Annotated in this window: 20 protein-coding genes; 12 read left to right on the plus strand and 8 right to left on the minus strand. The window is 61.8% G+C overall.

Annotation, left to right across the window (positions count from 1 at the left end):
• Positions 1-6 precede the first annotated feature (6 nt).
• A complete protein-coding gene (locus tag AC3WRD_RS17600; protein WP_102621656.1) occupies positions 7-1,917 on the plus strand; it encodes a tyrosine-protein phosphatase in 1,911 nt (636 codons plus the stop codon).
• A 30-nt stretch (positions 1,918-1,947) separates the two neighbouring features.
• Here AC3WRD_RS17600 and AC3WRD_RS17605 read toward each other — a convergent pair whose 3' ends face one another.
• Together AC3WRD_RS17605 and AC3WRD_RS17610 are read right to left on the minus strand one after the other, a co-directional pair.
• A complete protein-coding gene (locus AC3WRD_RS17605; RefSeq protein ID WP_102621655.1) occupies positions 1,948-2,922 on the minus strand; it encodes a helix-turn-helix transcriptional regulator in 975 nt (324 codons plus the stop codon).
• Between the two features lie 82 nt (positions 2,923-3,004).
• Positions 3,005-3,910 (minus strand): LysR family transcriptional regulator, encoded by a 906-nt coding sequence (locus AC3WRD_RS17610; RefSeq protein ID WP_102621654.1) that lies wholly within the window; start codon positions 3,908-3,910, stop codon positions 3,005-3,007.
• 105 nt (positions 3,911-4,015) lie between these two features.
• On the opposite strand from AC3WRD_RS17610, the gene AC3WRD_RS17615 reads away from it, so the two are divergent.
• Genes AC3WRD_RS17615 through AC3WRD_RS17625 form a run of 3 tightly spaced genes read left to right on the plus strand, consistent with a single transcriptional unit; the run spans position 4,016 to position 8,252 of the window.
• Positions 4,016-5,743, plus strand: a complete 1,728-nt coding sequence (locus tag AC3WRD_RS17615; RefSeq protein WP_102621653.1) for an amidohydrolase — start codon at positions 4,016-4,018, stop codon at positions 5,741-5,743.
• Positions 5,744-5,783: 40 nt separating this feature from the next.
• Positions 5,784-6,857, plus strand: a complete 1,074-nt coding sequence (locus AC3WRD_RS17620; RefSeq protein WP_102621652.1) for a C45 family autoproteolytic acyltransferase/hydrolase — start codon at positions 5,784-5,786, stop codon at positions 6,855-6,857.
• A gap of 48 nt (positions 6,858-6,905) precedes the next feature.
• Complete coding sequence (locus AC3WRD_RS17625) at positions 6,906-8,252, plus strand: MFS transporter (protein WP_102621651.1); 1,347 nt, start codon at positions 6,906-6,908, stop codon at positions 8,250-8,252.
• Between the two features lie 45 nt (positions 8,253-8,297).
• On the opposite strand, the gene AC3WRD_RS17630 is transcribed toward AC3WRD_RS17625, so the two are convergent.
• Both AC3WRD_RS17630 and AC3WRD_RS17635 read right to left on the minus strand, forming a co-directional pair.
• A complete protein-coding gene (locus AC3WRD_RS17630; RefSeq protein WP_102621650.1) occupies positions 8,298-9,974 on the minus strand; it encodes an MFS transporter in 1,677 nt (558 codons plus the stop codon).
• A gap of 228 nt (positions 9,975-10,202) precedes the next feature.
• Entirely contained in the window at positions 10,203-10,586 is a 384-nt protein-coding gene (locus AC3WRD_RS17635; protein WP_102621649.1) for a DUF6124 family protein, read from the minus strand.
• A gap of 507 nt (positions 10,587-11,093) precedes the next feature.
• On the opposite strand from AC3WRD_RS17635, the gene AC3WRD_RS17640 reads away from it, so the two are divergent.
• Both AC3WRD_RS17640 and AC3WRD_RS17645 read left to right on the plus strand, forming a co-directional pair.
• Positions 11,094-11,474 carry a RidA family protein gene (locus AC3WRD_RS17640; RefSeq protein ID WP_007955413.1) on the plus strand — a complete coding sequence of 127 codons (381 nt, stop codon included), beginning with the start codon at positions 11,094-11,096 and terminating at the stop codon, positions 11,472-11,474.
• Between the two features lie 186 nt (positions 11,475-11,660).
• Entirely contained in the window at positions 11,661-13,649 is a 1,989-nt protein-coding gene (locus tag AC3WRD_RS17645; RefSeq protein ID WP_102621648.1) for a peptidase U32 family protein, read from the plus strand.
• Positions 13,650-13,708: 59 nt separating this feature from the next.
• Here the strand turns inward: AC3WRD_RS17645 and AC3WRD_RS17650 are convergent, their stop codons facing one another.
• From AC3WRD_RS17650 to AC3WRD_RS17665, 4 genes are all read right to left on the minus strand, one after another.
• A complete protein-coding gene (locus tag AC3WRD_RS17650; RefSeq protein WP_102621647.1) occupies positions 13,709-15,019 on the minus strand; it encodes an MFS transporter in 1,311 nt (436 codons plus the stop codon).
• Positions 15,020-15,304: 285 nt separating this feature from the next.
• Positions 15,305-16,540: an aromatic ring-hydroxylating oxygenase subunit alpha gene (locus AC3WRD_RS17655; RefSeq protein ID WP_102621646.1), complete on the minus strand. Its 1,236-nt coding sequence runs from the start codon at positions 16,538-16,540 to the stop codon at positions 15,305-15,307.
• A gap of 103 nt (positions 16,541-16,643) precedes the next feature.
• Positions 16,644-17,984, minus strand: a complete 1,341-nt coding sequence (locus tag AC3WRD_RS17660; protein ID WP_102621645.1) for an MmgE/PrpD family protein — start codon at positions 17,982-17,984, stop codon at positions 16,644-16,646.
• 123 nt (positions 17,985-18,107) lie between these two features.
• Positions 18,108-19,067 (minus strand): LysR family transcriptional regulator, encoded by a 960-nt coding sequence (locus AC3WRD_RS17665; RefSeq protein WP_096821679.1) that lies wholly within the window; start codon positions 19,065-19,067, stop codon positions 18,108-18,110.
• 366 nt (positions 19,068-19,433) lie between these two features.
• On the opposite strand from AC3WRD_RS17665, the gene AC3WRD_RS17670 reads away from it, so the two are divergent.
• From AC3WRD_RS17670 to AC3WRD_RS17695, 6 genes are all read left to right on the plus strand, one after another.
• Positions 19,434-20,468, plus strand: coding sequence for a quaternary amine ABC transporter ATP-binding protein (locus AC3WRD_RS17670; RefSeq protein ID WP_102621644.1), 1,035 nt, complete (start codon positions 19,434-19,436; stop codon positions 20,466-20,468).
• Positions 20,469-20,535: 67 nt separating this feature from the next.
• Positions 20,536-21,489 (plus strand): glycine betaine/L-proline ABC transporter permease ProW, encoded by a 954-nt coding sequence (proW, locus tag AC3WRD_RS17675; protein WP_102621643.1) that lies wholly within the window; start codon positions 20,536-20,538, stop codon positions 21,487-21,489.
• A 42-nt stretch (positions 21,490-21,531) separates the two neighbouring features.
• Complete coding sequence (gene proX / locus AC3WRD_RS17680) at positions 21,532-22,554, plus strand: glycine betaine/L-proline ABC transporter substrate-binding protein ProX (RefSeq protein WP_173861380.1); 1,023 nt, start codon at positions 21,532-21,534, stop codon at positions 22,552-22,554.
• Positions 22,555-22,596: 42 nt separating this feature from the next.
• Positions 22,597-23,913: an NAD(P)/FAD-dependent oxidoreductase gene (locus AC3WRD_RS17685; RefSeq protein WP_096821682.1), complete on the plus strand. Its 1,317-nt coding sequence runs from the start codon at positions 22,597-22,599 to the stop codon at positions 23,911-23,913.
• Positions 23,914-23,975: 62 nt separating this feature from the next.
• Complete coding sequence (locus tag AC3WRD_RS17690) at positions 23,976-24,878, plus strand: dihydrodipicolinate synthase family protein (RefSeq protein WP_102621642.1); 903 nt, start codon at positions 23,976-23,978, stop codon at positions 24,876-24,878.
• Between the two features lies 1 nt (position 24,879).
• Complete coding sequence (locus AC3WRD_RS17695; RefSeq protein WP_102621641.1) at positions 24,880-26,370, plus strand: aldehyde dehydrogenase; 1,491 nt, start codon at positions 24,880-24,882, stop codon at positions 26,368-26,370.
• Positions 26,371-26,441 lie beyond the last annotated feature (71 nt).

A 26,441-nucleotide genomic window follows, 5' to 3' on the forward strand; every position in this document is an offset into this window, starting at 1 on the left:
TGCATCGTGTTTCCACGTCTTCTGTGTTCGCTGTCCGTGTTGAGTCTGTCCATCGCCGCCGCCCACGCGGCCGACCTTGATACCCCGCGCCTGAAGGGCATCGACAACTTCCGCGATATCGCCGGTATCACCACGGCCTACTCAACGACCCACGACGGCACGATGCGCGCCGGTGTGTTCTACCGCTCCAACGCGCTGACGCCGACGGCGTCGGACCTGGCGACCCTCAACGGTCTGGGCATCAAGGCCGTTTACGACTTGCGCACCCCCAGCGAAATCGCCGGCACGCCGGACACGATGATCAGCGGCGCGACCTACCAGAACATCGACATCATCGGCGCCACCACCTCGGGTGCGAACATCACCACCGTCTCGTTCAAAAGCGCGGCCGATGCGGTTGCGATGATGCAGGAGACCAACCGTGCGTTTGTCAGCGACGCCGGCATGCGTGGTCAGCTCAATGTGTTGTTCAACGAACTGGCCGGCGTCGACGGTGCCGCGCTGTTCCATTGCACCGCCGGCAAGGACCGCACCGGCTGGACGGCCGCTGTGCTGCAAAGCATCGCCGGGGTCGACAACGCCACGATCATGAGCAACTACCTGGCGACCAACGATTACACCGCCGCCCGCGTGGCGAAAACCCTGGCGATGATGCCGCCGAGCATGGCCGCGATCTACGCGCCGCTGCTGGGCGTGGAGGCCAGTTACCTGCAAGCCGGCCTGGATCAGGTGACCGCGCAATACGGCAGCATGGACAACTACCTCAAACAGGGGTTGGGTCTGTCTCAGGAAACCATCTACGTACTGCGCGGCAAAATGGTCGAGTACAACAGTCTGCCCGGTCAGGCAGGGCTGATCGGCAACGCCGCGGCTGGCGCGCAACTGTTGCAGGAGTTGCAGAACAGCAAGCTGTCGGGCACCTACAGCGCCTACAACTACTACCTGCAATCGGCCATCGACGCCGGCACCCTCGGCGGCGTCGAATCCACCGTCGGCGGTCAAGTACACGCCGATGCGGCGAGTTATCTGCTGCGTCAGAACGCGATGATCGAGCAAGCCGCCGCGCCGTTCGCCAGCGGTTCCGATCTCAAAGTCGGCCAGTACCGGTTGTGGAGCACCGCGCTCGCCGGCTACCTGGGCACCGACGGTTCGGCCCATGCGCAAAGCAGCAATGAACACAGTCAGGGCCTGATGGTCGGCGTCACCCAACGCTTCTCCGAGCAACTCAGCGCGCGCGGCGGCATCGGTTACAGCAAAGGCACTGTCGGCGGGGCGGGTGGCGAGGTCGATACCGATTTCACCTTCTTCGACCTTGGCGCGCGTTATGGCTTCGCCAGCCTTGAACGTGGCCTGTTTGTCGATGCCAACATCAGCGCCGGTTACGTCGATTACGACAGCAAACGCGACCTCGGCGGTGGCCTCGGCTCGGCGAAGGGCGACACCCACGGCAACCTCAGCGGCGCGACGCTGGCCCTGGGTTATCGCATGCCAGTGAACGATTTGGTTCTGGAGCCAAGCCTCGGCCTGCGCGTCAGTCGTCTGGATCTGTCGGGCTTCCAGGAGAAGGGCAGCGAACTGGCCCTCGACGTCGACGACATCCAGCAAACCCGGCGCAGCGCCGTGGCCAATCTCGACGTCTCGTTTGCCCCGATACCCATGGGCGCGTGGCAACTGGTGCCGGGTGTGCGGGTCGGTTATGAGCGTGTGCTCGGCGATCATCAGGTCGACAGCGAAGGGCACCTGCTGGGGCTGGATATCGAACAACGCGCGGCGTTCGACAACCGCGATCAGTTCAGCGGCGGCGTCAACCTGATGGCCAACCTCGGCGCGCTGAGCCTGGGCGCCGAAGTCGGTGCCAGCGGCGGGGGCGACAGCCACGGCTTCAGCGGCGGGCTCAAGGCCAGTTATCAGTTCTGATCAACCTGAAGGTGAAGAAAAAGGACTGCCTCAGCGCAGTCCTTTTCGCATTTCTGCGGGGCTCACGCCGTAGGCATCCTGAAAATACTGGCAGAACCGGCCGACGTTGCTGAATCCGTATTGCAGGGCCACATCGGTCACCGAAGACGATTGGCCGTGCTTCAGCGCTTCGCAGGCCCGCTCCAGCCTGACCTGGCGCTGATACGCGACAATCGACGTCCCGACGAACCGCCGGAAGCCTTCCTGCAAGGCCCGCAGGCTGACGTTCACCAGTCCTGCCAGATCCGTCCCGCTGACCAGTTGCTCGGGATGCGCCTGAATGTATTCGATGGCCTGCTTCACATGTCGAGGTGCAATCGATGCCTCGGGGCGGCGCAAGGCTTCGCTGAAGTTGTGCGGCCAGGCTTCCAGCACCGCGTCCACCAGCATTTCCCGCAGGCGAGACGGCATCAAGGAACCGGCGTTCAACAACAGATCGAACTCGGTGCCGGTGGCCAGATCGATCAACGCGCGAATGCCCTGAAATGCCGGGCTGTTCAGATCCACCCTCGGCTCGAAATGCAGCTTGTGCACGATCGGTCGTCCCAGCAGTGACGACAGCCGTTCGGTGAGCGCCGCGCGGCTGATCGACATGCCGTGCTGGGCGTGATTGTCGACGAAACGCATCGAGCGCAGGTCCGCCTTGTCGATCGCCAGCCCGATATGGGGCAAACCCAGGGATTCGGCGGAGTCGTTGAAGATGATCCTGCCAGCGGTGGGAATCACAAAGGTGATTTCATCGTAGGGCTCGGGGAACGCTACGGTGAAATCACCCCGATAATGCATGCGCCGGAAACTGACCCCGTCGTGCCGCCCGTAGACGCCGCCGATGATGATGTCCTTGGGCGGTGGCGGTGTGTCGCCATAACGATTGCCGAACATGCGGGAAAACAACGCGCCGAAGTCGTCGCAGGACATATCGGCGGATCTGAGGATGATGGTCTGGCGCGTCGGGCTTGAGTACACCGGGAGGGTCACCTTGGCAGTCGGGGCAAAGAGGCGCGAGGACGTTAGCAACCGAGAATGACAGCGACATGACACAAACGGATTACGGCGTTTGCCAGTGCGCCTTCAGGAAGTCGATAAACACCTTCACCTTGCGCGTATTGCGCCGATGGGCCTGATACAGCACGTAGATCCACGGGCCGAAAGCGCTGGGTTCACGCCAGTATTCAGGCATCAATTCCACCAGTTCGCCCCGGGCGAGATACGGCGCGGCGCTCCACTGCGGGAGAAATTGCAGGCCCTGGCCGTCGAGCAGGCAGGCCAGCAGGAAATCGTAATTGTCGCTGGCGATGCGCGGCGTCGGCTGGGTCATGCGCAGGCGTCGCTCGCCCTGTTTGACCCACCAGAAATGCCGGTTGAGCAACGGATGACGGAAGATCAGCCAGTCGTGCTGGTGATAGTTGTCCAGTGACACATCGCTGCCCTTGCGCGCCAGATAGGCCGGGCTGGCGCAGAGCTGTACGCGGTTTTCCACCAGCGGTTGAGCGATCACCCCCGGCAGGTCGATCGGCCCGTCACGCAGCGCCAGGTCGTAGCTGCCATCGACCGGGTCGTCGTAGTTGTCGCTCAGATCCACTTCGAGATTCACCTGCGGGTGCTCGTTCAGGAAGCGACAGCACACCTGATTGAGAAAGGCCGGGGCGAAGGAGGGCGGGGCGATGATGCGCAACTCGCCGCGCAATTCGTGCTTGAGCTGTTCGACGCCTTCGCTGGCCAGTTGCAGTTGCAACAGCGCCTGACGCGCCCCTTCCAGATAGATCCGCCCGGCCTCGGTCAGCGCCATGCGTCGTGTCGTGCGGTCGAACAAGCGGCTGCCGAGTTCCTCTTCCAGTTGCGCCACGGCCTTGGTCAGGGCCGACGGCGTGTTGCCGAGCACCTCGGCGGCACGGCTGAAATTACCGTGTTCGGCGGTGGCGACGAACATGGTCAGGGCGCTCATTTTGTCCATTGATCTATTCCTGGCGGGCACAGAAGTTGTGCGTGAGACGGCATTCAGTTATCCGGTGGGCTTGGCTAATCTGGCCTCAGCCTAACAAAAATAACGAGAACGCTCATGAAGCAGCTTCTGACCCTGATGGTGTCGTCCGCACTGGCTTGTGCCTCGCTGGAAAGTCTGGCGGCCACCGACCTGATCCTGCACAACGCGAAGATCTACACCGCCGAACCCGGCCAGCCGTTGCAGCAGGCTGTTGCCATCGAGGGCGACAAGGTGGTGTCGGTCGGTTCGGATGCGCAGGTGCTGCGCCTCAAGACCGCCGACACCCGCCTGATCGATCTGGGCGGCAAAGTGGTGATGCCCGGTTTCATCGACTCCCATTCCCACACGATCAAGGGCGGTTTGCAGCTGCTTCAGGCCAATCTCGATGGGCAGATGCTGCCGCTCGATGAGCTGGAATCGCGGTTGCGCCAATGGCGCGAAGACGGCAAGGCCCGGCGCGGCGAGTTCCTCAGCGTCGGCGGATTGCCCTCGACCTACTGGAGCCAGACCGACGCGCTGGAACAGCGTTTCAATCAGGGCGAGTGGGCTGATCAGCCGCTGTTGCTGCTGGGCTGGGACCTGCACACCGGTTGGGCGAATCGGGCGATGCTCAAACGTGCCGGCATCGATGCGGCGCGCATTCAGGCGCTCAAGCCCGAAGAGAAAGACACCCTCGGTCATCACCCAAACGGACAGCCGAACGGTTTTATGGTGGATGCCGGGCTCTACCCGGTGCAGGCCCTGTTGCCGCCGCCGACCGATGAAGCGCTGCTGGCGGGTGGTCGTGCGGCGCTGGATTACTACAAGAGTCTGGGCATCACCGGGTGGATGGACCCGCTGGCCAACGAACTGCCCGGCGCCGATGTGAAAAACGACTCGCTGGGCGTCTTGCCAACCTATAAGACGCTTTCGGAAAACGGCGAACTCACCGCCCACGTCGCCGCGTTGCTGATGGCCGATTCGAAGGCCACACCTGCCGACCTCGATGAGCTGGACAAGGTCCGCCAGCAATTCCTCGGCGTGCACAACCTGACGCTGCCGGGCATCAAGGTGTTCGCCGACGGAGTGGCTGAATCCCCCGCGCAAAGCGCAGCCATGCTTGAGCCTTACAAGAACTCGAAGAAGTCCGGCGAGTTGCTGATCGATCCGGCGCACTTTGGCGAACTGGTCAGCGCCGCCGACGCCCGTGGCTGGCTGGTGCATATCCACGCCATCGGCGACCGTGCGGTGCGCGAATCACTCAATGGCATCGAGCAGGCGCGCAAGGATCGTCAGAGCGGCATCGCTCATTCGATCACCCATTTGCAGATGGTCAACCCGAAAGAATTCGCCCGGTTCAAGGCGCTGAACGTCATCGCCTCGATGCAGATGTACTGGGCCAGCGCCGATGAATCGAGCATGGATCTGGTCAAGCCATACGTCAGCGCCATGGCCTTCATGTACACCTATCCGGCGCGCTCGCTGCTCAAGCAGGGCGCGACCATTGCCGGTGCCAGCGACTGGCCGATCACCACGCCCGAACCGTGGAAAGCCATTTACCAGGCCGTCAGCCGCAAGGGCCCGAAAGGCGTGCTCAACGCCGCCGAAGACATCGACCGCCAGACCATGTTCCAGGCCTACACCCTGAATGCGGCCAAGGTTCTGCGCCTTGAAGACAGCATCGGCTCGCTCAAACCCGGCAAGCAGGCCGACCTGATCGTGCTCGACCGCGATGTGTTCACGGTCGCCCCCGAAGCCCTGCGCGACACCCAGGTGCTCAACACTTTCTTCGCCGGCCGCGAAATCTATCGCCGCCAGCCGTAAGCCGCACTCCGATTACAACGCTAAAAAAGGAAACCCTTTCGTGAACCTTCATTGCTTCGTCACAGACACCCATAACCCGCAAACCCGTGGGCACCAGATCGGTGACGCCTTCAGCGCGCAGATTCGCCAGACCGTTGCGCTGTATCTCGACTTTTTCGATCAACTCGATATTCCGTCGCAGCAAGTACGCGACATCGGCGACGCCAGCCTGAAAGCCCTGGAAGACTGGAGCCCGGCACTGGCCGAGGAAATCGTCGCCATGGCCGAAGGCGCCGACTTGCCGCTGTGGCAACTCGCGGCCTTGAACGCCCGCACCGAAATCCTCGCGGTGATGCCGTCCACCGAGGGCGAATGCTCGACCGCAGTGTTCGCCCCCCATGGCCCGCAAACACCGAAAACCATCCAGACCTGGGACTGGCACGACACGCTGGTACCCAACGGCCTGATCCTGCAACTCACCACCGACGCCGGGATGACCGTCAAGCTGTTCACCGAATTCGGCATGCTCGGCAAGATCGGCGTGAACAGTGCCGGGCTCGGGCTGCACTTCAACATTCTTCACCATGCCAGCGACAACGGCGCCGCCGGTGTACCGGTGCATGCGATTGCGCGACGGATTCTGGAACAGGCGCGCAGCGTCGATGAGGCCATCGAACTGGCGCGTTCGGCGCGGGTCAGCGCGTCCACGGTGTTGACGGTGTTCTCCCGCGCCGACTCGACCCTTCGTGCCGCCAGCATCGAGCTGTCGCCAGCCGCCACAGCCGTGGTGTTGCCGAACGCCGAAGGCTGGATCACCCACACCAACCATTTCCTCGATCCGAGCCTGAGCGCTGGCGAACGCACGCCGGACGCCTCGACCACCTACGCCCGCATCGACCATGTGGACGCCTTGCTGAGCGGCATGACCGAGGGCGACCTGATACTTCGGGCCGATGCCATGTGCGGCGCGGCCGGCGAGGAAGCACCGATCTGCTTCCGCCCCGATCTGAGCATGCCGGCCACCGAGCGTTGGGAAACCTTGCTGACCATTGGCATCGACACCGAACTGGGCGTCCTCGAATACGCCGCCGGCAACCCGAAACAGTTGGCCAGAAACGGTTACCAGCGTTTCTGAAACCCTGAAGCAACGCCCCGAAAAACAACAACAAGAGGAGCACCCCACATGGCCAGTCACCCTGAACGCACGGCGGGTTCACCGTCGGCGCTGAGAACCTTCTTCGTCTCCGGCATGGGCACCGCCCTGGAGTTCTATGACTTCGTGATCTACGGAACCGCCGCCGCGCTGGTGTTTCCGAAGGTGTTTTTCCCGCAGATGGATCCGCTCACGGCGACGCTCGTTGCCTTTGGCGCGTTCGGCGCGGGGTTCTTCGCCCGGCCGTTGGGCGGCATGGTGTTCGGGCATTACGGCGACAAGCTCGGCCGCCAGAAAATGCTGGTCATCACCTTGTTGTTGATGGGGCTCAGTACGTTTCTGATCGGGTGCCTGCCGGGCTACGCGTCGATCGGTTTGGGCGCGCCGGCGTTGCTGGTGCTGCTGCGACTGGTGCAGGGCTTTGCGGCGGGAGGCGAGTGGGGCGGGGCGGCGCTGTTCGGCATCGAGTCGGCACCCGTGGGGCGTCGAGGGTTGTGGGGCAGTTTCACCAGCATGGGCATCGGCATCGGCGGGATTCTCGGCTCGGCGGTGTTCGCTGTGGTCAGTGTGGCGGCGAACGATGACCTCGCCGGTTTTGCCTGGCGCATTCCGTTCTGGCTGGGCGGTGTGCTGGTGCTGGTCGGGCTGTATGCGCGGTTACAGAAACCGGCGCAGTCACTCAACGAACCGAACGTCCACGGGCGCATGCCGTTGATTGAAGCGTTGCGTGCGCGACCTCGGGCCATGTTGCTGTGCACTGGCATCGCGTTTGGCTACGTGACCATCGCGTATATCGGCAGCACGTTCTTCCTGTCCTACGCCACGCAGTTGGGCTATGGCAGCACCGACGCACTGATTTTCGACATCGCGCTGTCGGTCGCCATTGTCATCACCGCGCCGCTGTTTGCCTTGCTTTCCGACCGCATCGGCCGGCGCAAGGTGATGATCCTGGGGGCATTCATCATGGCGGCCGGGTTCTTCATGTTCTTCCCGTTGGTGGGTTTGAAAAGCCTGTTGATCTCCACGCTCGCCTACATCGTGATCGGTGCCTTCATGGGCGCAACGCAAGGGCCGATCCCGGCGTTTCTGGCCGAGCAATTTCCACGGGACATGCGTTATTCAGGGATGTCGGCGGCGTACCAGATCGGTGCCGCGCTGGGAGGCGGGACGGCATCGAGTGTGGCCACCGCCATTCTGATCGCCAACAACCACGACGCGTTTGGCGTTGCAGTTTACGGCGCGGTGGCGTTGGGGATCGTGGCGGTCTGCTCGTTCTTCCTCAAGGAGACTGCGCACTTGAGCCTGGAAGAAATCGATGCGCCAGTGACGGCTGCTTCGACAATCCTGCCTGCCGTGCAACGCTGGGAAACACGGTGAGGCTGGCGCCGCCCCTTCTTTGCAGAAGCGGGCGGCGCTCTATCCTCAGGTGTGATGGATGTCCCGATCCTTGGTTTCCGGCATGAAGAAAATGCCGAGAATCGCCGTCATCACTGCGATGACAATCGGGTACCACAGGCCGTAATAGATATCCCCGGTGGCCGCGACCATGGCGAACGCCACGGTCGGCAGGAACCCGCCGAACCAACCGTTGCCGATGTGATAGGGCAGCGACATCGAGGTGTAGCGGATGCGCGCCGGGAACAGCTCAACCAGCCATGCCGCAATCGGGCCGTAAACCATGGTCACGTAGATCACCAGCACGGTCAGCAGGAGCAAGACCATCGGGTAATTGGTCTTGGCCGGGTCGGCTTTTTCCGGGTAACCGGCTTCTTTCAACGCGGTACCGAGGCTGGCGGTGAAGGCGTCGTTGCGGGTCTTGAAGTCGGCGGCTGGCATGGCGGTGCCTTCGAAACTTTCTATGACTTTGTCGCCGATACGCACCTGAGCCACGGTGCCCGGTTCCGCCACCACGTTTTCGTAGGGGATCGCCCGTTTGGCCAGAATGGTTTTCGCCAGATCGCAGGAACTGGTGAATTTGGCCTTGCCCACCGGATCGAACTGGAACGAGCACTGGTCAGGGTTGGCGACCACTTTGACCGGGTTCTTCTCTTGGGCGATGAACACGTCGGGGTTACCGTACTGGGTCAGCGCGTGGAAGATCGGGAAGTAGGTCACCGCCGCCAGAATGCACCCGGCCATGATGATGCCTTTGCGCCCGATTCGGTCGGACAGGCTGCCGAAAATTACGAAGAACGGCGTGCCGATCAGCAGCGAACCGGCAATCAGCAGGTTGGCGGTCTGCGGGTCGATCTTCAGGGTTTGCAGCAGGAAAAACAGCGCGTAGAACTGCCCGGTGTACCAGACCACCGCTTGACCAGCGGTGCCGCCGAGCAGGGCCATGATCACGATTTTCAGGTTGTCCCAACGGGCGAAGGATTCGGTCAGCGGCGCTTTCGAGGATTTGCCTTCGGCCTTCATCTTCATGAACACCGGTGACTCGTTCAGTTGCAGACGGATGTACACCGACACGGCCAGCAAGAAGATCGACAGCAGGAATGGAATCCGCCAGCCCCAGGCCTCGAACGCCTCGGTGCCCAGAGCGGTGCGGCAGGCCAGAATCACCAGCAGCGACAGAAACAGCCCCAGCGTCGCCGTCGTCTGAATCCAAGACGTGAAATACCCGCGCTTGCCCTTCGGCGCATGCTCTGCGACATAGGTCGCCGCGCCACCGTATTCACCGCCCAGCGCCAGACCTTGCAACAATCGCAGGGTGATCAGAATGATCGGCGCCGCGACCCCGATGGTCGCGTAACCGGGCAGGAACCCCACAATCGCCGTCGACACCCCCATGATCACTATCGTGATCAGAAACGTGTGCTTGCGCCCGATCATGTCACCCAACCGCCCGAACACCACCGCACCAAACGGCCGCACCGCAAAACCGGCGGCGAAGGCGAGCAGGGCGAAAATGAAGGCCGTGGTCTCGTTGACCCCGGCGAAGAAGTGCTTGGCGATGATCGCGGCGAGCGAGCCGTAGAGGTAGAAGTCGTACCACTCGAACACCGTGCCGAGGGAGGAGGCGAAGATGACCTTGCGCTCCTCTCGGCTGACGCTGTGGTGCGGGGCACTGCCGGTGGACATGCTGTCGAGTACTGCCATGGGTGTTCTCCGTCGTGCTTGTTGTTGTAGGCCGGAGCACCTAACAGTGTTGCTGTACCCGTGGCCTGGGGGTGTTGCGCTTCACCGGGTGGGTGGAGCGCGGACAGACTGACGGCCTCGCAGATTGGGCGAGGTTCTATTGAGCATAATTGGGTTTGGGGGGATATCCAGTTGCGAAGAGCTATCAAACAACTCGGTAACGGCGGGGGGATACCCCGCCGCTGGGTATTACTCGGTCGGTACGACCTTATCCAGAACCTGATTCACTGCCAGTTCCGCCAACATCACGACCTGCGCAATACCCTGCGCGGTCTTGCGGTGGGGGCCCTGGAGGAGGTCGGCGAAGTTGTTGAGCATGACGTTGGCCGAGCCGAGGGTTTCGACGGCGTCGACCAGCAGGGATTCGTTGTTGCTGGCCGGGTTGGCCTGGTAGAGGCGGTTGGGGGAGTAGGGCGCGGCCATCATGTGGGCTGATATCGGGCCGAGGTGGTAGTCGAGGGCGCGGTTGGCGGCTTCGTTGAATTTCTTCGAGTCAGGGCATTCGTAGGGGGAAGTTGGGTCGGTGATGCTGGCCGGTTCGGTGACCGGGGGATTTGGAGTTGCTTTGAACATGCGATCTTCCTTTTACAGTAGAGCCGCAACCTGTTCGCTGCTAAACGAAGGGGGGTGGCAGCTGTGCGCAAGTTAGCAGACCGGAAGGAAGACCAAACCCGGCGCACCCGAAGATGCCATGCACACAGCTACCATCAAGCGCAGGTGAGTACCTGACTGATGATGCCAATGCAACCGTAAGTCCATCCTGTCCGGGCTGCTAAACCCGATCACTGCGAATCAGTGACCCGATCCAAGTTACCGGCCGACCCCAAGGCGCACAAGCCGGCGGATTCTGGCGTAGCCGTAGGCTCTGGCGCAAGGATTTGTGGGCAATTGCGCGTAACTCCAGGTGTCTTTAAACATACGCATCGAAACCTGTTTATCGGCCCCCAAAACACGCTGAAACATCCGTCAGAAATCACCCCGAAAACCACCATGGCTTCAAACCCGCCGCCGTGTCTGTAAACTGGCCGCCCGAAACGGCGCGCGATGGCGCCGTCCTCACTGCCAGCGAAGGACTTTCCCATGGCCAACCAAGACATCACCTACACCCCGGATCCGGATGCAGACTCGATCTCTTCGGACGTGACCGAATTCAACGGCATCCTGATGTCGACTCAGATCCCGACCCGCGCCGACGGCAGCCTGGAACTGGGCGACGTCACTGCGCAAAGCGAATGCACGTTGCAGGCGCTGAAAGTCGCACTGGAAAAGGCCGGCAGCTCGATGGACCGCGTGCTGCACCTGACCATTTATCTGACCGACATGGCTGATCGCGCTGCGTTCAACGAGGTGTACAAGCGCTACTTCGCCAAGCCTTGGCCGGTGCGCGCAGCGGTTGGCGTGGCGGCGCTGGCGGTTGAAGGGATGAAGGTGGAAGTGACTGCGATGGCCGCGAAGGCCTGATTCAGCCCCGGATGATCGTTCCCACGCGGAGCGTGGGAACGATCTACGACCGTCCGCGCGGGAACGATCTGAACGATCTGCGTCCGGGCGGGTTTAAAACAGCCACCCGGCAGCACAGGCGTGCCGGCCACGCGTTTCGCGGCTACAATGCGCGCCTCGACCGTGACAGCCTGACTAAAAAAATATATGTCCTTGCCCAAACATCACCTGGAACTGCTCAGCCCCGCCCGTGACGTGGCCATCGCCCGCGAGGCCATCCTGCATGGCGCCGACGCGGTGTACATCGGCGGCCCGAGCTTCGGTGCGCGCCACAACGCGTGCAACGAGGTGAGCGAAATCGCCGAACTGGTGGAATTTGCCCGTCGCTATCACGCGCGCATCTTCACCACCATCAACACCATCCTGCACGACAACGAACTGGAGCCGGCGCGCAAGCTGATCCATCAGTTGTACGACGCCGGCGTCGACGCGCTGATCGTCCAGGACCTGGGCGTGATGGAGCTGGACATTCCACCCATCGAGCTGCACGCCAGCACCCAGACCGACATCCGCACCCTTGAGCGGGCCAAGTTCCTCGATCAGGCCGGTTTCTCGCAACTGGTACTGGCCCGTGAACTGAACCTCAAGGAAATCCGCGCGATCGCCGATGAAACCGATGCCGCCATCGAGTTCTTCATTCACGGCGCGTTGTGCGTGGCGTTTTCCGGCCAGTGCAACATTTCCCACGCGCAGACCGGGCGCAGTGCCAACCGTGGCGACTGCTCCCAGGCCTGCCGTCTGCCGTACACCCTGAAAGACGAAAAGGGTGGCGTGATCGCCTACGAAAAACACCTGCTGTCGATGAAGGACAACAACCAGAGCGCCAACATCCGCGCGCTGGTCGAGGCCGGTGTGCGCTCGTTCAAGATCGAAGGTCGCTACAAGGACATGGGCTATGTGAAGAACATCACCGCCTATTACCGTCAGCGCCTCGACGACGTGCTCAACGACCGTCCGGATCTGGCCCGCGCCTCTAGCGGCCGTACCGCGCATTTCTTCATGCCGGACCCGGAAAAGACCTTCCACCGTGGCAGCACCGATTACTTCGTCAGCGAGCGCAAGATCGACATCGGCGCGTTCGATTCGCCGACCTTCACCGGTCTGGCGGTGGGCGTGGTCGAGAAAGTCGGCAAGCGTGACATGCAGGTGATCACCCACGAGCCGCTGTCGAACGGCGACGGCCTCAATGTGCTGGTCAAGCGCGAAGTGGTGGGTTTCCGCGCCAACATCGCCGAAGCCAAGGGCGAGTTCGAGGAAGAAGGCGAGAAGCGCTACCGCTACCGCGTCGAGCCGAACGAAATGCCGGAAGGCCTGTACAAACTGCGCCCGAACCATCCGCTGAACCGCAACCTCGACCACAACTGGCAGCAGGCCTTGCTCAAGACTTCTGCCGAGCGTCGTATCGGTGTGAGCTGGCTGGCGAAGCTGCGTGAAGAGCGTCTGGAACTGACCGTGACCAGCGAAGAGGGCATCAGCGCCAGCGTTGCGCTGGAAGGCCCGTTCGGCGTCGCCAACAAACCGGAGCAGGCGCTGGACACCTTGCACGACCTGCTCGGTCAACTCGGCACCACCGAGTACCACGCGACCTCGATCAAACTGGATGCGCCGCAAGCGTTCTTCATCCCGAACTCGCAGCTCAAGTCGTTGCGCCGCGAGGTGATCGAAGCGCTGACCGCCGCCCGTGTTGCCGCCCATCCGCGTGGCGGGCGCAAGGCCGAGACCATGCCACCGCCGGTGTATCCGGAAGCGCACCTGTCGTTCCTGGCCAACGTCTACAACCAGAAGGCCCGCGACTTCTACCACCGTCACGGCGTGAAGCTGATCGACGCGGCGTACGAGGCCCACGAAGAAGCGGGCGAAGTGCCGGTGATGATCACCAAGCACTGCCTGCGGTTCTCCTTCAATCTGTGCCCGAAACAGGCCAAAGGCGTGACCGGCGTGAAAACCAAAGTCGCGCCGATGCAGCTGATTCACGGCGACGAAGTGCTGACCCTGAAGTTCGACTGCAAACCGTGCGAGATGCACGTGATCGGCAAGATGAAGGGCCACATCCTGAATCTGCCGCAGCCGGGCAGTGTGGTGGGGCATATCAGCCCTGAAGACCTGATGAAGACCATTCCTCGGGCACCGCACTGATGTAACAGGCAAAAAAACCGGTGACGAAAGTCACCGGTTTTTTTATGCCTGCCAGAAACTCAACTGGCTTCGTAGCGTGATCCCGTTGTCGGCGCCGCTTCGCCACTCAACGCATCGACCATCGGCGGATGCTCCTGCGCGGCCTGACGCAGATCCTCGGTCACCCGCAGCTCGGCGCCAGTTGGCGAGAAGGTTGCCGCTGCTGCAAACGGAGCAGGATTGGCCGGCACCGGACGCTTGCCACGGCGCCAGAAGAAGAACGTCACCATGCTCAGGTTGACCAGCGCGAAGGCCCAGAACAGGCCGCTTCCGCCATGGGCGTTCATCGCCGGCGAAATCAGCAGCGGGCTCATCGCCGAGCCCAGTGAGTTGATCAACAACATGCCTTGAATCATCGGCACCAACGTTTCGACCGGTGCACGGTCGGCAGCGTGGCTGACGGCGACCGGGTACAGCGCGAATACACCGCCGCCCAACAGGAACAGAGCCGCCGCGAGCATGGCCGAGGACAGCGGTACCAGCACGATCACCAGCGACAGCACGGTGCACGCGGCGCACAGCACGGTCAGCACTTGCAGGCGATCCTTGCGGTCGGACCAGCGCCCGACCGGGTATTGCAGGAGCATCGCGCCGAGAATCGTCCAGGCCATCATGCTGCCGACTTCTCCGACGTTCAGGCCGATGCGTTGCAGGTACAGCGGCAACAGGGTGTAAATCGCGGCGATGGTCACGCCGGAGCCGAAGCAGCCGACAAGCCCGGTGGGCGACACGCCGAGCAAAGCCCGTGGCTTGAGCGGTTCGACCTGTTCCAGCAGCGGCGAAACGCGCGGCAGAATCACGATCGGCAGCACCGACAACGTCGCGAGCATGCCGGCGACCATGAACGGCGCGGTGTCGCCCAGCCCGGTGATTTTCCCCAGCGTGGCCTGGCCGAGCACGCCGGCGCCGTAGAGGACGATCATGTACAGCGCCAGCAGACGGCCGCGAATCTTCGCGTCGCCGGCCAGCAGCAGCCAGCTCTCGATCACCAGAAACACACCGACCGTGGCCCAACCGTTGATCAGGCGCAGGACGACCCAGCCCCAGGTGTCATAAAACAGCCCTTGCAGCAGGATGGTCGCGGCGATCAGCGAGGCGAAGCTGCTGTAGGCGCGGATGTGGCCGATGCGCAGGATCAGCCGGTCGTTGAAGATCGCCCCCAACGTCAGACCGATGAAATAGGCCGAGGAGACGATGCCGATCATCGTCGCCGATTCGCCGGCAGCGCCCAGGCGCAAGGTGGTCAAAGAAGACAGAAAGCCGTTGCCCAGCGCAACAATGAACAGCCCGAGCAGGGGCGCCAGCGCCATGGCCAGCAAACGCGGTGTCATAAAAACCTCAAGTGATCGAACAGCGGAACGTGCGCCTCTGCGCATGCGAGTGCCAAGCCGAAGTGTGTTGAAGACAAGCGACCGCCGAACGGGCAGGACGATTGAGCCTGGCGCACTGTGTGAAAGTGGCCAGCTGTTCAAACCTGAGGGTTGTCATGGCTGCGGGCAGGCGCCGGTCGGGCGACTGCAAGAGGAGGCGCGATTTTAAGCCTTGTGTGGCGTTTGCCAAGGTACCGGGCCTGCGACGCTGGGACGCAGGCCGGCCGATGTTGCCCCGAATGCCCGTCAGCCCACGGACTTCAACGGAATCGGCCCCTTGAGCCGGTCCGTCATCGTGGCGCAGTACCAGTCATCGAACTGGCAGACGCCGGTCTCCGCTGTTTCCGAGTACGGCCCCGGTTCATAGGACGGAGAGGTCACGCCACGCTGGGTACCTTCGACCAGCGTGCGGTCCTGATCGTTGGTGGCGACCCAGACTCGGGTCAGGCGTTCGAGGTCGTAATCCACACCTTCCACCGCCGTGTCCGGCACCAGCCATTTGGTGGTGACCATGGTTTGCGTGGCGCTGATCGGGAGCACCCGGAAGCTCAGGGCGTGGTCGCCGAGGAAGTGGTTCCAGGTGGACGGGTAGTGGAAGTACAGCAGCGCACCGATGTCCGGTTCGGCGGTCTTGTCCAGACGCCCTGCGACTGCAGGCTTGCCGTCCATGGTGTAGCTGACGGCTCCGGAGGACAGCGGGATGCGGGTCATGCGGTACTGGCCGTTGATGTCCATCACCAGTCGGCTCGGCAGCCCGGCTTTCTCGCAGGTGTTCCAGTAGGCCGTCAGGTGCGGATCATCTTCGCCGCCGGCGCCACCCACGGACGGGTTGTCGACGTAGGATTTCAGCAGTTCGGGGTGGGAGCCGTCGCAGTGGTAGCACTCGCGGTTGTTCTCGAACACCAGTTTCCAGTTGCCGTTCTCGATGATGGTCGACTCGAAAGCCACTTTGCAGTTGTCCAGATAATGCGGGGCAATGAACGGGCTGACGGCCTTGCGAAAGCCTTCGAAGTCCGGCGCCCTGGTGGCGACGCAGACATAGATGTAGCTGTGCACGATTTCGCAGTGCACGGATTTGAGGTTGTACTGCGCCTTGTCGAAATCCGGGCCCATGTTGCCGGCGTACAGCAGGTTGCCGTCCAGCTCGTAAGTCCACTTGTGGTAGGGACAGACCATCTTCGCGACTTTGCCGTGCTCGTGTTCGCAGATCTTGGCGCCGCGATGGCGGCAGGCGTTGTGAAACGCGCGGACTGCGCCGTCCTTGCCGCGCACCACGGCGACCGGGTAATCGCCGATCTGCAGGGTGAAGTACTGGCCGGGCTTGGAAATTTCGAAGGTGTGCCCGGCGAAAATCCAGTCTTTGTGCCAGATCTGTTCGAGGTCCTGGCGGTAGACGTTTTCATCCTGGTAGAGGGCGCCCGGCAGCGAGTGCCAGGGTTTGCGCTGTGCGATCAGGTCAGCCACGGTGTCTTTATTGTTCATTGTTATCCTCGTCATGCGCGTAGGGCCGGAACGGGTTCCAGCCTATCTGTGCCAGGAAAGCCGTCACAAACGACATTTCCGGTGGGCAATCGATGCGTTGAGGTTATGGGTGAGCGCGCGCGAAAACCGGCTCGAGCGCGGCGATGGCCGACGCAGACTGATCCAGATTGCGAATGGCCTGTTTCACCGCGAGGCTGCGTTCGCGGCCGAGGCTTGAGGCGAACAGGTCAAACTTCTGCTCCAGTTCTTCGCGGCTCAGGGCCGTTTCGGGATCGCCGCGTGCGGCGGTGATCGGGCTGACGAGCACGCTGCCGTTTTTCAGCGTGACGGTCAGGCGCGACAGAATTTCATTGGGGAACCGCGCGGAAATATCGGCCGCCTCGACGATCTCGATGCGTGCGCTCAGGGCGCGAATGTCGGCGGCGTGGATGGATTCGCCGGTGACTTCGTCCGGCCCGAGTTTGCCCCTGACGATCAGCGCCGCCAGCGGAAAGGCCAGGGCGTATTGCGCCTGATCGGCATCCGCCGGGGTGTGACCTTGCAGGCACATCGACTCGTAGAAGGTCTCGACGCGGATCGTTTCGATCACCTCGGCATTGAGCGCTGGATTCTCCTTTTGCAGTTGCAGCATCGCGGTCAGCGCCGGTTGCGCCCAGCGGCACACTGGCCAGGGTTTGAAATACTGGCTGTCGATTTCCCAGCGCTCACCAAGGTCGCGCCAGTGCTCGGCCACCGAGGCGTCCTCGACGGTTTCTGCCGGCGCGCCGGTCACCCCTTCCTTGGCCATCAGCAGGGCATTCAATCCGACAAAGGCGCCGCTGCCGTGGGCATCGCGCAACATGGTCGGAAACGCGATCAGGCGCATCATCGGGCAACGGGCGCTGAAGTACTCGGCGATGCCGAGTGCATGGCGGAACGTCGGCTCGTCAAAACCCAGCAACCGGGCGCCGGCGCAGATCACACCAATCGCCGAAAAACCGCCGGATGCGTGATAAGTCGGGGAGGTCGCCATCAGGGCTGTTCCGGCGCGCAGTCCGGTTTCATAACCGAGGCACAACGCGCTCAACAGTTCATGCCCGCTAATGTCCTTGCCTTGGTGATGCAGGGCATCGGCGAGGGCAAGGAGAGCCGGTACCACGGTCGCGCCGGCGTGCCCCTTGGATCGGAAGTGGCCTTCGTGGGCATCGAGGCTGTCGGCGGAAAAGCCACCGGCCCAACCCGCGCCCAGCAGATTGACGCGCTGACCGTCGAACAGCAGGCGGCTGCCGTACTCGCCGGCGGGGTAGTGTGAAACGGCAAAACGGCGCAGCGCCACACTGGTGTCGTTGGACGCAGCACCGGCCATGACGCCGACGATATCCAGCAAACTGTTCTGCAGGATCTCCCGGGTCTTGGCCGGCGCCTGGAGGAAATCAAAGTCGCGGCAGAATTCGTAGAGTGACATTCAACAGTTCCTTCCTGTGAGGGGAACCGGCCAGATCCCGGCCGGCGCCGCTCCACAATGAGTCAGGAAGGTGATGCCGCTCCAACGACATTTTCATCGGGCAATTGATAACTAAACCGATGGCTAGCGGCGCGGAAACTTCGACAGGATCCAGTCGCGAAACCGGCGCAGGGCGTCTTCGTTGTCCGCCGTCTCTCGGCAGCTCAGGTAGTGCCAGCTGTTGCGCAACTGCACTTCCTGTTCAATCGGGCGCACCAGCAAGCCGCGCTGCAACAGCGGCGCAACCAGGTGATTCCAGCCCAGTGCGATGCCCTGATGGGTCAGCACCATGCTGATCAGCAGGTTGTAGTCGTTGGCATTGAAAATCTGTGGGCTGGTCGCCGGGCGGTCGTCGATGTCGATGGACTGAAACGCCAGCCACACGCCCCAATCGACATGCTCGGCGACTTGCGAGCGACCATAAGGGCTCAGGTTCAGCAGGGCCGAATCGCGCACGCCTTCGATGGTCGAGATTTCCGGGTGCTGCTCCAGGTACTGCGGCGTGCACACCGGGTAGATCAGGTCGTGGCACAGCGGGTAGCTGCGATAGCCTTCGCGGATGCGCGAAATCTTGGTGATGAACACGTCGGGTTGCACGCCCGGTTCCATGGTCAGGAAATTCTGGGTGGTGATCAGGTTCAGTTCGATGCCTTCGCTCTGGGCGAAGAATTCCGGCAGGTGATTCGACAGCCACAGCGCAGAGAACGCCGGGGAACAGCAGATGGTCAGCACTTTCTTGCCGGACTGGCTGCTGCGGATGCGCTCGGCGGCCTGGGCGATGTTCACGAATGACAGCTGCGCGGCGTCGAAAAACAGCGCACCCGCCGAAGTGAGCTCGACGGCCCGCCCGACACGGGTGAACAACTGCGCCCCCAGGTAGCTTTCCAGTTCGCGGATCTGCCGGCTGATGGCGGCTTGCGAAACGCACAATGCTTCGGCGGCACGGGTGAAACTCTGATACTTGGCGGCAGCGACAAATGCCTTTACGGCCCTCAAGGACGGCATCTTCAGCAAGATGGTGTCAGGGTCGACATGCTTGGTCATTCGTACGGCCTCCTCACGATACGGCTCCCCGGCGAAGCGCGACGAGGGTAGCCCAAGCCTGCGCGCAGGGATATGCCGGCGTCGCAGCAAGGATAGTCGCAGTCGCTGGTGGGCGATGCCCGCTGCAAGGGGCGGATGCCGGCGTGATCGATAACCCGACGTTATCAACTTGCCCCTGTAAATGTCGTTGGATTAAGCGCGGGGATGCTAATAAATTTGAAACGTCCCTCGTTCCTGGGGTCCCAAAAATAATAAAAGGAAACCCGTCGTGACGACATATGACTATTACCGCTGCCGCTTAAAACCAGTTTCGCTCGATTGCATGTTGCTTGAACCCGAATATGCACAACGCGATGGAGGCAAGGTATGACTCGCTCCGACGAAATAATCTGCGTCAAGAATGTATATAAAGTCTTCGGCTCACAGCCAGCACTGGCCATGAAGTTGATAAAAGAAGGTGCATCGAAAGCCGAAGTATTCAAAAAGACCGGGCAGGCCATTGGTGTGTTCGATGCCAACTTCTCGGTCAAGCGAGGCGAGATCTTTGTCATCATGGGTTTGTCCGGTTCCGGCAAATCGACCATGGTCCGACTGTTCAATCGCCTGATTGAACCCACCGCCGGCAGCATCTTTCTGAATGGTCGGGAAATCACCGGTCTGGGCGACAAGGACCTGTTGCAGGTGCGCCGCAAAGACATGGGCATGGTCTTCCAGTCGTTTGCCCTGATGCCGCACATGAGCGTCATCGACAACGTCAGCTTCGGCCTGGAAATCAGCGGAGTCGGCGAAAAGGAACGTTACTGCCGGGCCATGGACGCCCTTGAACAGGTCGGGCTTTCCGGGCAGGAAATGTGCTTCCCCCATCAGCTCTCCGGCGGCATGCAACAGCGGGTCGGCCTGGCCCGGGCGCTGGCTAACGATCCGGCCATCCTGCTGATGGACGAAGCGTTCTCCGCGCTCGATCCGATGATCCGCAGCGAGATGCAGGGCGAGCTGATCAAGCTTCAGGCTGAGCAGGATCGCACCATCATTTTCATTTCCCACGACATTGAAGAAGCCGTGCGCATCGGCCATCGCATCGCGATCATGGAGGGCGGGCGCGTGGTGCAGATCGGCACGCCCCGTGAATTGCTGTGCAACCCGGTGAACCAGTATGTCCGGGATTTCTTCAACGGTTTCGACACCAGCCGGATATTGCGGGCAGGCGATATCGCGCAAACCGATTCGGGCATTACGTATGACCCGGCCCGTCAAACCCCGATCAAGGCCGACGCTTCCTTGCGCGAGATCTTTCATATAGTCGCCGCTTCTTCAACACCGATGCCGGTGGTCGATGAAGTTGGACTTTATAAAGGGTCGATCTCGCAGGGGCATCTTTTAAGTTGTCTCGGTAATAACTGAACGCTTGTTTAACAGCGCTTCTGTTTAAAAAGAATGATCACGCAGTACGCAAGTGCGAGGTAGCGTCATGTCCGACTTTAACTTTCTGGATCCCTTCCAGAGTTTGAATATTCCTCTGGGGTCGTGGGTTGAAACCGCCCTTAAATATCTGGTGCATAACTTCCGGGATGTCTTTCGATCGATTCGCTGGCCGGTCGATCAGGTGCTCGATGGCGTCCAGTGGGGACTGCTTTCGTTGCCGCCGACGGTCTTCATCATCATCGCCGGGCTTATCAGCTGGCAGATCGGCGGCAAACGCATCGCGATCTTCAGTGTGGCGACGTTGACCGGGCTCGGACTGATCGGCGTGTGGAGCGACGCGATGGTCACCCTGGCGCTGGTGCTGACCTCGCTGTTGTTCTGCGCGGTGATCGGGATTCCGCTGGGCATCCTCTGTGCCCGCAGCGACCGCACGGAAATGATCATCCGCCCGGTGCTCGACGCCATGCAGACCCTGCCGGCGTTCGTGTACCTGGTGCCGGTGGTGATGCTGTTCGGCATCGGCAACGTGCCCGGTGTGATTGTCACGATCATCTTCTCTGTCGCGCCGCTGGTACGGCTGACCAATCTCGGCATCCGTCAGGTGCCGGCGGACAAGGTCGAGGCGGCGCGGGCCTTTGGCTGCACACCTATGCAGATGCTGATGAAGGTTCAACTGCCGCTGGCCGCGCCGACCATGATGGCCGGGTTGAACCAGACCTTGATGCTGTCGCTGTCGATGGTGGTGGTCGCCTCGATGATTTCGGTCGGCGGGCTGGGGCTGATGGTGCTCAGCGGCATCGGTCGCCTCGACATGGGCCTGGCCAGTGTCGGCGGGGCAGGGCTGGTGTTGCTTGCGGTGTTCCTCGATCGCCTGACCCAGGCCATGGGTGAACGCAGCAGCGATCTGGCCACCGGGCAGCGCTGGTATGAGAGCGGGCCGGTCGGCCTGGTCATGAAGTTGAAGAAAAAGAAGAACGTTGCTCGTGCGGTCATTAACTGAACCTTTCTGCTCACCGATCAAAACTCCAAAGCGTGGTGAAACATGAAACTGGCAAATCTCAAGAAAAGCGTCGTGGCGGGTGTGGTTGCTTCAGTCATGGGCACGATTCTGTGTTCAGCAGCGTACGCGGCTGACGCCAACAAGCCCGGCGCCGGTGTGTCGATCACGCCGATATTCCCGACCATCGCTGAAGAGCGCTTTCGCGGTGAAGTGGTCATGGCCGGGCTCAAGGAACTGGGCTACGACGTCAAGCAGCCTAAGGAGACCGACTACCCGGCGATGTTCCTGGCGCTGTCCTACGGCGACGCGGATTTCACCGTGCATGAATGGGAAAACCTGCACGAAGCCTTTTATGAAAAGGCCGGCGGCGATGACGTGATGGTCAAGGTCGGGCAGATCATGAAAGGCGTACTGCAGGGGTACCTGATCGACAAGAAAACCGCAGACGCCTATCACATCAAGGATCTGTCGGATCTGAAGAAGCCCGAGATCGCCAAACTGTTCGACAGCAACGGTGACGGCAAGGCCGATCTGACCGGTTGCAACCCGGGCTGGGGCTGCGAAGTCATGGTCGAGCACCACATGAAGGCCTATGGCCTGGAGCCCACCGTCGTCGACAACCGCGGCTCGTACTTCGCGTTGATGGCCGACACCATCGCCCGCTACCAGCAAGGCAAGCCCGTGTTGTTCTTCACCTGGGTGCCGCAGTGGATTTCCAGCGTGCTGGTCGAAGGGCGTGACGTGGTCTGGCTGCCGGTGCCGTACACCGATCTGCCTGACGGCAAGGAAAGCAAGGACACCTTCTACGAAGGCAAAAACCTCGGCTTCCCGGTGGACACGATCAATGCCGTCATGAACAAGGAATTCGCCGAGAAGAACCCGGTGGCCCGCAAGTTCCTCTCCGAAGTCAGCATCAGCACCGCCGACGAAAGTGCGCAGAACCTGAAGATGCAGCAGGGCGAGAAGTCCCTCGCCGACATCAAGCGCCACGCCGCCGAATGGATCAAGGCCCACCAGCAAAGCTACGACGGCTGGCTGAGCGATGCGCGCGCGGCGGCCAAGTAAGCCGGTTCGATTTGTCCTCCCTACGATAGACGGTTCAACACTATGAAAGTCAGTTCGCTACCTGCCGATGATGACAGTTGTGGCTGGTTCCACCTGAGCCGCCCACGCAGCCCCGAGCCCGGTCATCGGGGACATCGCTCGGCCCGTTGGGTGATTGTCGGTGCCGGTTTCACCGGGCTGGCCGCTGCACGGCAACTGGCGCTGAGTTTTCCTGATGACGAAGTGGTGCTGGTCGAGGCGCAGGAAGTGGGGTTGGGGCCGTCCGGTCGCAATGCCGGTTTTGCCATCGATCTGCCCCACGACATCGGGGCCGAGGACTACATCGGCGATATCGACCTGGCCCGGACGAGTCTGAAACTCAATCTGGCCGGCCAGTCGATCCTGCGTTGCCTGGTCGACCGGTTCAACATCGAGTGCCAGATGAAAGCTTGCGGCAAGTATCAGGCCGCCGTCGAAGAGCGTGGCATTGCGGTGCTGGAGGCTTATCGCCGGGGGCTCGACAAACTCGGTCAGCCATATCAGATGATCGATGCGGACGAGTTGCCCTCGCACCTGGGGACGCACTTTTATCGCAAGGCCTTGTACACGCCCGGCGCGGTGCTGGTTCAGCCTTCGGCGCTGGTGAAAGGGCTGGCGGACAGTCTGCCGGCGAACGTCACCTTGTACGAACGCACGCCGATTCTGGAAGTGGAGTACGGCCGCCAGACGGTTCTCAAGCACGCTTACGGCAGCATCACCGCCGACAAACTGATCCTCGCCAACAACTCGTTCGGCATGCGTTTCGGCTTTCTGCAGGGGCGAATGCTGCCCATCTACACCTACGCCAGCATCACTCGGCCGCTGACTGAAGAAGAGCAGGCGCGCCTGGGTGGCAAACCGTTCTGGGGCGCGATTCCGGCCGATCCGTTCGGCACCACGGTGCGCCGCACGCCGGACAACCGCTTGCTGATCCGCAACAGCTTCAGCTTCAACCCCGACGGGCGCAGCAACAGCAAATACAACGAGCGGTTCGTGCACCGTCACCGAGCCTCGTTCGATCAGCGCTTTCCGATGCTGCCGGGCGTGCCGTTCGAATACACCTGGGGCGGGGCGCTGGCCATGTCGAGGAACCACAACGGCTTCTTCGGCGAACTGGCACCGAACGTTTACGGCGCGCTGGGTTGCAATGGCCTGGGCGTCACCCGGGGCACGGTCACCGGCAAGTTGCTGGCCGACTGGCTGGCCGGGCAGCGTGACGAACTGATCGATTTCCTGCTGCAAGCGCCGGGGCCCAACGGCAATCCACCGCAACCGTTTCTTTCCCTCGGGGTGAACATGAACCTCAAGTGGGGGCAGTACCGCGCCGGTCGAGAAAGTTGAATGAGGTCTTCGAGTCATCGAGGGCTTAGCGATTGAACACTGCAAACACTGGAGAAAACCCTATGAACTTTGACGGCATCTTTACCCCCGCCATTACGCCTTTGTCCGCCGATGGCCAGATCGATTACTCGGCCTTCGCCGAGGTGCTCGAGTACCTGATCGAGTCGCGGGTTCACGGCATCGTTATCGGTGGTTCGACCGGCGAGTACTACGCCCACACCACCGCCGAGCGGTTGAAAGTGGCCGAGCGCGCCAGGGAAGTGATCAACGGCCGCATTCCGCTGGTGATCGGCACGGGCGGGATTCGCACCGAGGATGCGGTGTCTTTCGCCGAGCATGCGAAGTCGATCGAGGCCGACGCCATTCTGGTGGGCTCGCCGCCGTATGCCTTGCCGACGCAAAAGGAAATCGCCGCGCACGTGCTGGCCGTGGACAAGGCTGCCGGTCTGCCGATCATGCTCTACAACTATCCGGCGCGGATGGGCGTAGCGATGGGCCCTGAGTTCTTCGATGCGATTGCCGGTTGCAAGAACATCGTCGCGATCAAGGAAAGCTCCGGCGACACCGCCCAGTTGCATCGTCTGGCGCATTCGCATCCCTCGATCCAGCTGTCCTGCGGCTGGGACGACATGGCCCTGGAGTTCTTTGCCTGGGGCGCGCGCAGTTGGGTTTGCGCCGGTTCGAACTTCATTCCGGCCGAACACATCGCGCTGTACGAAGCCTGCGTTCTGGAGAAGAACTTCGACAAAGGGCGGCGGATCATGTCGGCGCTGTTGCCGCTGATGGATGTGCTGGAAAGCGGCAAGTTCGTCCAGTCGATCAAGCACGGCAGCGAGCTGGTCGGCCTGCGTGCCGGTGGCGTGCGCAAGCCGATGCAGCCGCTGGAAGCGTCCGAGAAGGAAGTGCTGGAAAGCGTGATCAAAACCCTCAAACAGAATGTCGCGCGCATCGTCGCGGAGGTTTGAAATGGCCGGACTTCTGAGTCAAGCGCAATACCGCGAACTGGCTGCGAAGCTTGAGTTTCGCAATCAGGCGTTCATCAACGGCACGTTTCGCAGCGCGCTGTCCGGCAAGACCTTCACCACGACCAACCCGGCCACGGAAGCGGTGTTGACCGAGATTACCGCTTGCGGTGCCCAGGACGTGGACGTTGCTGTCGCCGCCGCCAAGGCCGCGTTCGAAGACGGGCGCTGGCAAGGGCTGGCGCCTTCGGCGCGCAAATCGGTGTTGCTGCGGTTCGCCCAATTGCTGGAAGACCACTCTCATGAACTGGCGGTGCTGGAAAGCCTCGACAGCGGAAAACCGATCCGCGAATGCCAGAACATCGACGTGCCCGAAACGATTCATACCCTGCGCTGGCACGCCGAGCTGATCGACAAGATCTACGACTCGACTGCGCCGACCGGTAACGGCGCGGTGACCATGGTGGTACGCGAACCGATCGGCGTGGTCGGCCTGGTGTTGCCGTGGAATTTCCCGCTGCTGATGCTCGCGTGGAAGATCGGCCCGTCGCTGGCCGCCGGTTGCTCCATCGTGGTCAAACCGGCCAAGGAAACCACCCTGAGCACCCTTCGCGTGGCCGAGCTGGCGCATCAGGCGGGGCTTCCAGCCGGTGTGTTCAACGTGGTGCCCGGCGGCGGCAAGGAGGCGGGCGAACCGCTGGGCCGTCATCCGGATGTCGCGATGGTCAGCTTCACCGGATCCACCGAAACCGGGCGCTTGTTCCTCAAGTATTCCAGCGAATCCAACCTGAAACGCATCGTGCTGGAGTGCGGAGGCAAGAACCCGGCGGTGGTGATGAACGATGTCGAAGACGTCGATCTGGTCGCCCAGCACGTGGTCAACGGTGCGTTCTGGAACATGGGCGAGAACTGCTCGGCTTCGTCGCGGCTGATCGTGCACACGGACATCAAGGAACAACTGCTCCAGCGCGTTAAGGTGCATCTGGCCGACTGGAAAATGGGCGATCCACTGGACCCGGAAAACCGTCTGGGCTCGATGATCAGCAAGGCGCATTTCGAGAAGGTCCGCTCGTACCTCGACCATGCCCGGGACGAGAATCTTTCGGTGCTGGCGGGGGGCAATACGGCCGACAACATTTTCGTCGAACCGACCATCGTGGATGGCGTCGGCCGTGACAGTCGTCTGTTCCAGGAAGAAATCTTCGGCCCGGTGCTGAGCGTGACCACGTTCACCTCCGTTGACGAAGCGATCAACCTGGCTAACGACACGGCTTATGGCCTGGCAGCCTCGGCCTACACCGGCAGCCTGCGCCATGCGCTGAAACTCTCGCGGGGTATCCGCGCCGGCATCGTCACCGTGAACTGCTTCGGCGAGGGCGACGCTTCGACGCCTTTCGGCGGGTACAAGGAGTCGGGTTTCGGCGGGCGCGACAAGTCGATCTGGGCCCATGACCAATACACCGAGTTGAAAACCATCTGGATCGACGCGTCCTGATCCATCGCGGTTCGCCGCAGGTCACTTTCGCCCCGATCGGCACGCGCGTGCCGGTTGGGGCGAATTGCGTT

This window comes from Pseudomonas sp. FW215-R2 (genome assembly GCF_058789255.1).

Excerpts from the sequence above, each read along its gene's own strand:
- AC3WRD_RS17610 (WP_102621654.1), bottom strand. The coding sequence starts at position 3,910 with ATGGACAAAATGAGCGCCCTGACCATGTTCGTCGCCACCGCCGAACAC.
- AC3WRD_RS17615 (WP_102621653.1), top strand. The coding sequence starts at position 4,016 with ATGAAGCAGCTTCTGACCCTGATGGTGTCGTCCGCACTGGCTTGTGCC.
- AC3WRD_RS17625 (WP_102621651.1), top strand. The coding sequence starts at position 6,906 with ATGGCCAGTCACCCTGAACGCACGGCGGGTTCACCGTCGGCGCTGAGA.
- AC3WRD_RS17630 (WP_102621650.1), bottom strand. The coding sequence starts at position 9,974 with ATGGCAGTACTCGACAGCATGTCCACCGGCAGTGCCCCGCACCACAGC.
- AC3WRD_RS17635 (WP_102621649.1), bottom strand. The coding sequence starts at position 10,586 with ATGTTCAAAGCAACTCCAAATCCCCCGGTCACCGAACCGGCCAGCATC.
- AC3WRD_RS17640 (WP_007955413.1), top strand. The coding sequence starts at position 11,094 with ATGGCCAACCAAGACATCACCTACACCCCGGATCCGGATGCAGACTCG.
- AC3WRD_RS17645 (WP_102621648.1), top strand. The coding sequence starts at position 11,661 with ATGTCCTTGCCCAAACATCACCTGGAACTGCTCAGCCCCGCCCGTGAC.
- AC3WRD_RS17650 (WP_102621647.1), bottom strand. The coding sequence starts at position 15,019 with ATGACACCGCGTTTGCTGGCCATGGCGCTGGCGCCCCTGCTCGGGCTG.
- AC3WRD_RS17655 (WP_102621646.1), bottom strand. The coding sequence starts at position 16,540 with ATGAACAATAAAGACACCGTGGCTGACCTGATCGCACAGCGCAAACCC.
- AC3WRD_RS17660 (WP_102621645.1), bottom strand. The coding sequence starts at position 17,984 with ATGTCACTCTACGAATTCTGCCGCGACTTTGATTTCCTCCAGGCGCCG.
- AC3WRD_RS17665 (WP_096821679.1), bottom strand. The coding sequence starts at position 19,067 with ATGACCAAGCATGTCGACCCTGACACCATCTTGCTGAAGATGCCGTCC.
- AC3WRD_RS17670 (WP_102621644.1), top strand. The coding sequence starts at position 19,434 with ATGACTCGCTCCGACGAAATAATCTGCGTCAAGAATGTATATAAAGTC.
- proW (WP_102621643.1), top strand. The coding sequence starts at position 20,536 with ATGTCCGACTTTAACTTTCTGGATCCCTTCCAGAGTTTGAATATTCCT.
- proX (WP_173861380.1), top strand. The coding sequence starts at position 21,532 with ATGAAACTGGCAAATCTCAAGAAAAGCGTCGTGGCGGGTGTGGTTGCT.
- AC3WRD_RS17685 (WP_096821682.1), top strand. The coding sequence starts at position 22,597 with ATGAAAGTCAGTTCGCTACCTGCCGATGATGACAGTTGTGGCTGGTTC.
- AC3WRD_RS17690 (WP_102621642.1), top strand. The coding sequence starts at position 23,976 with ATGAACTTTGACGGCATCTTTACCCCCGCCATTACGCCTTTGTCCGCC.
- AC3WRD_RS17695 (WP_102621641.1), top strand. The coding sequence starts at position 24,880 with ATGGCCGGACTTCTGAGTCAAGCGCAATACCGCGAACTGGCTGCGAAG.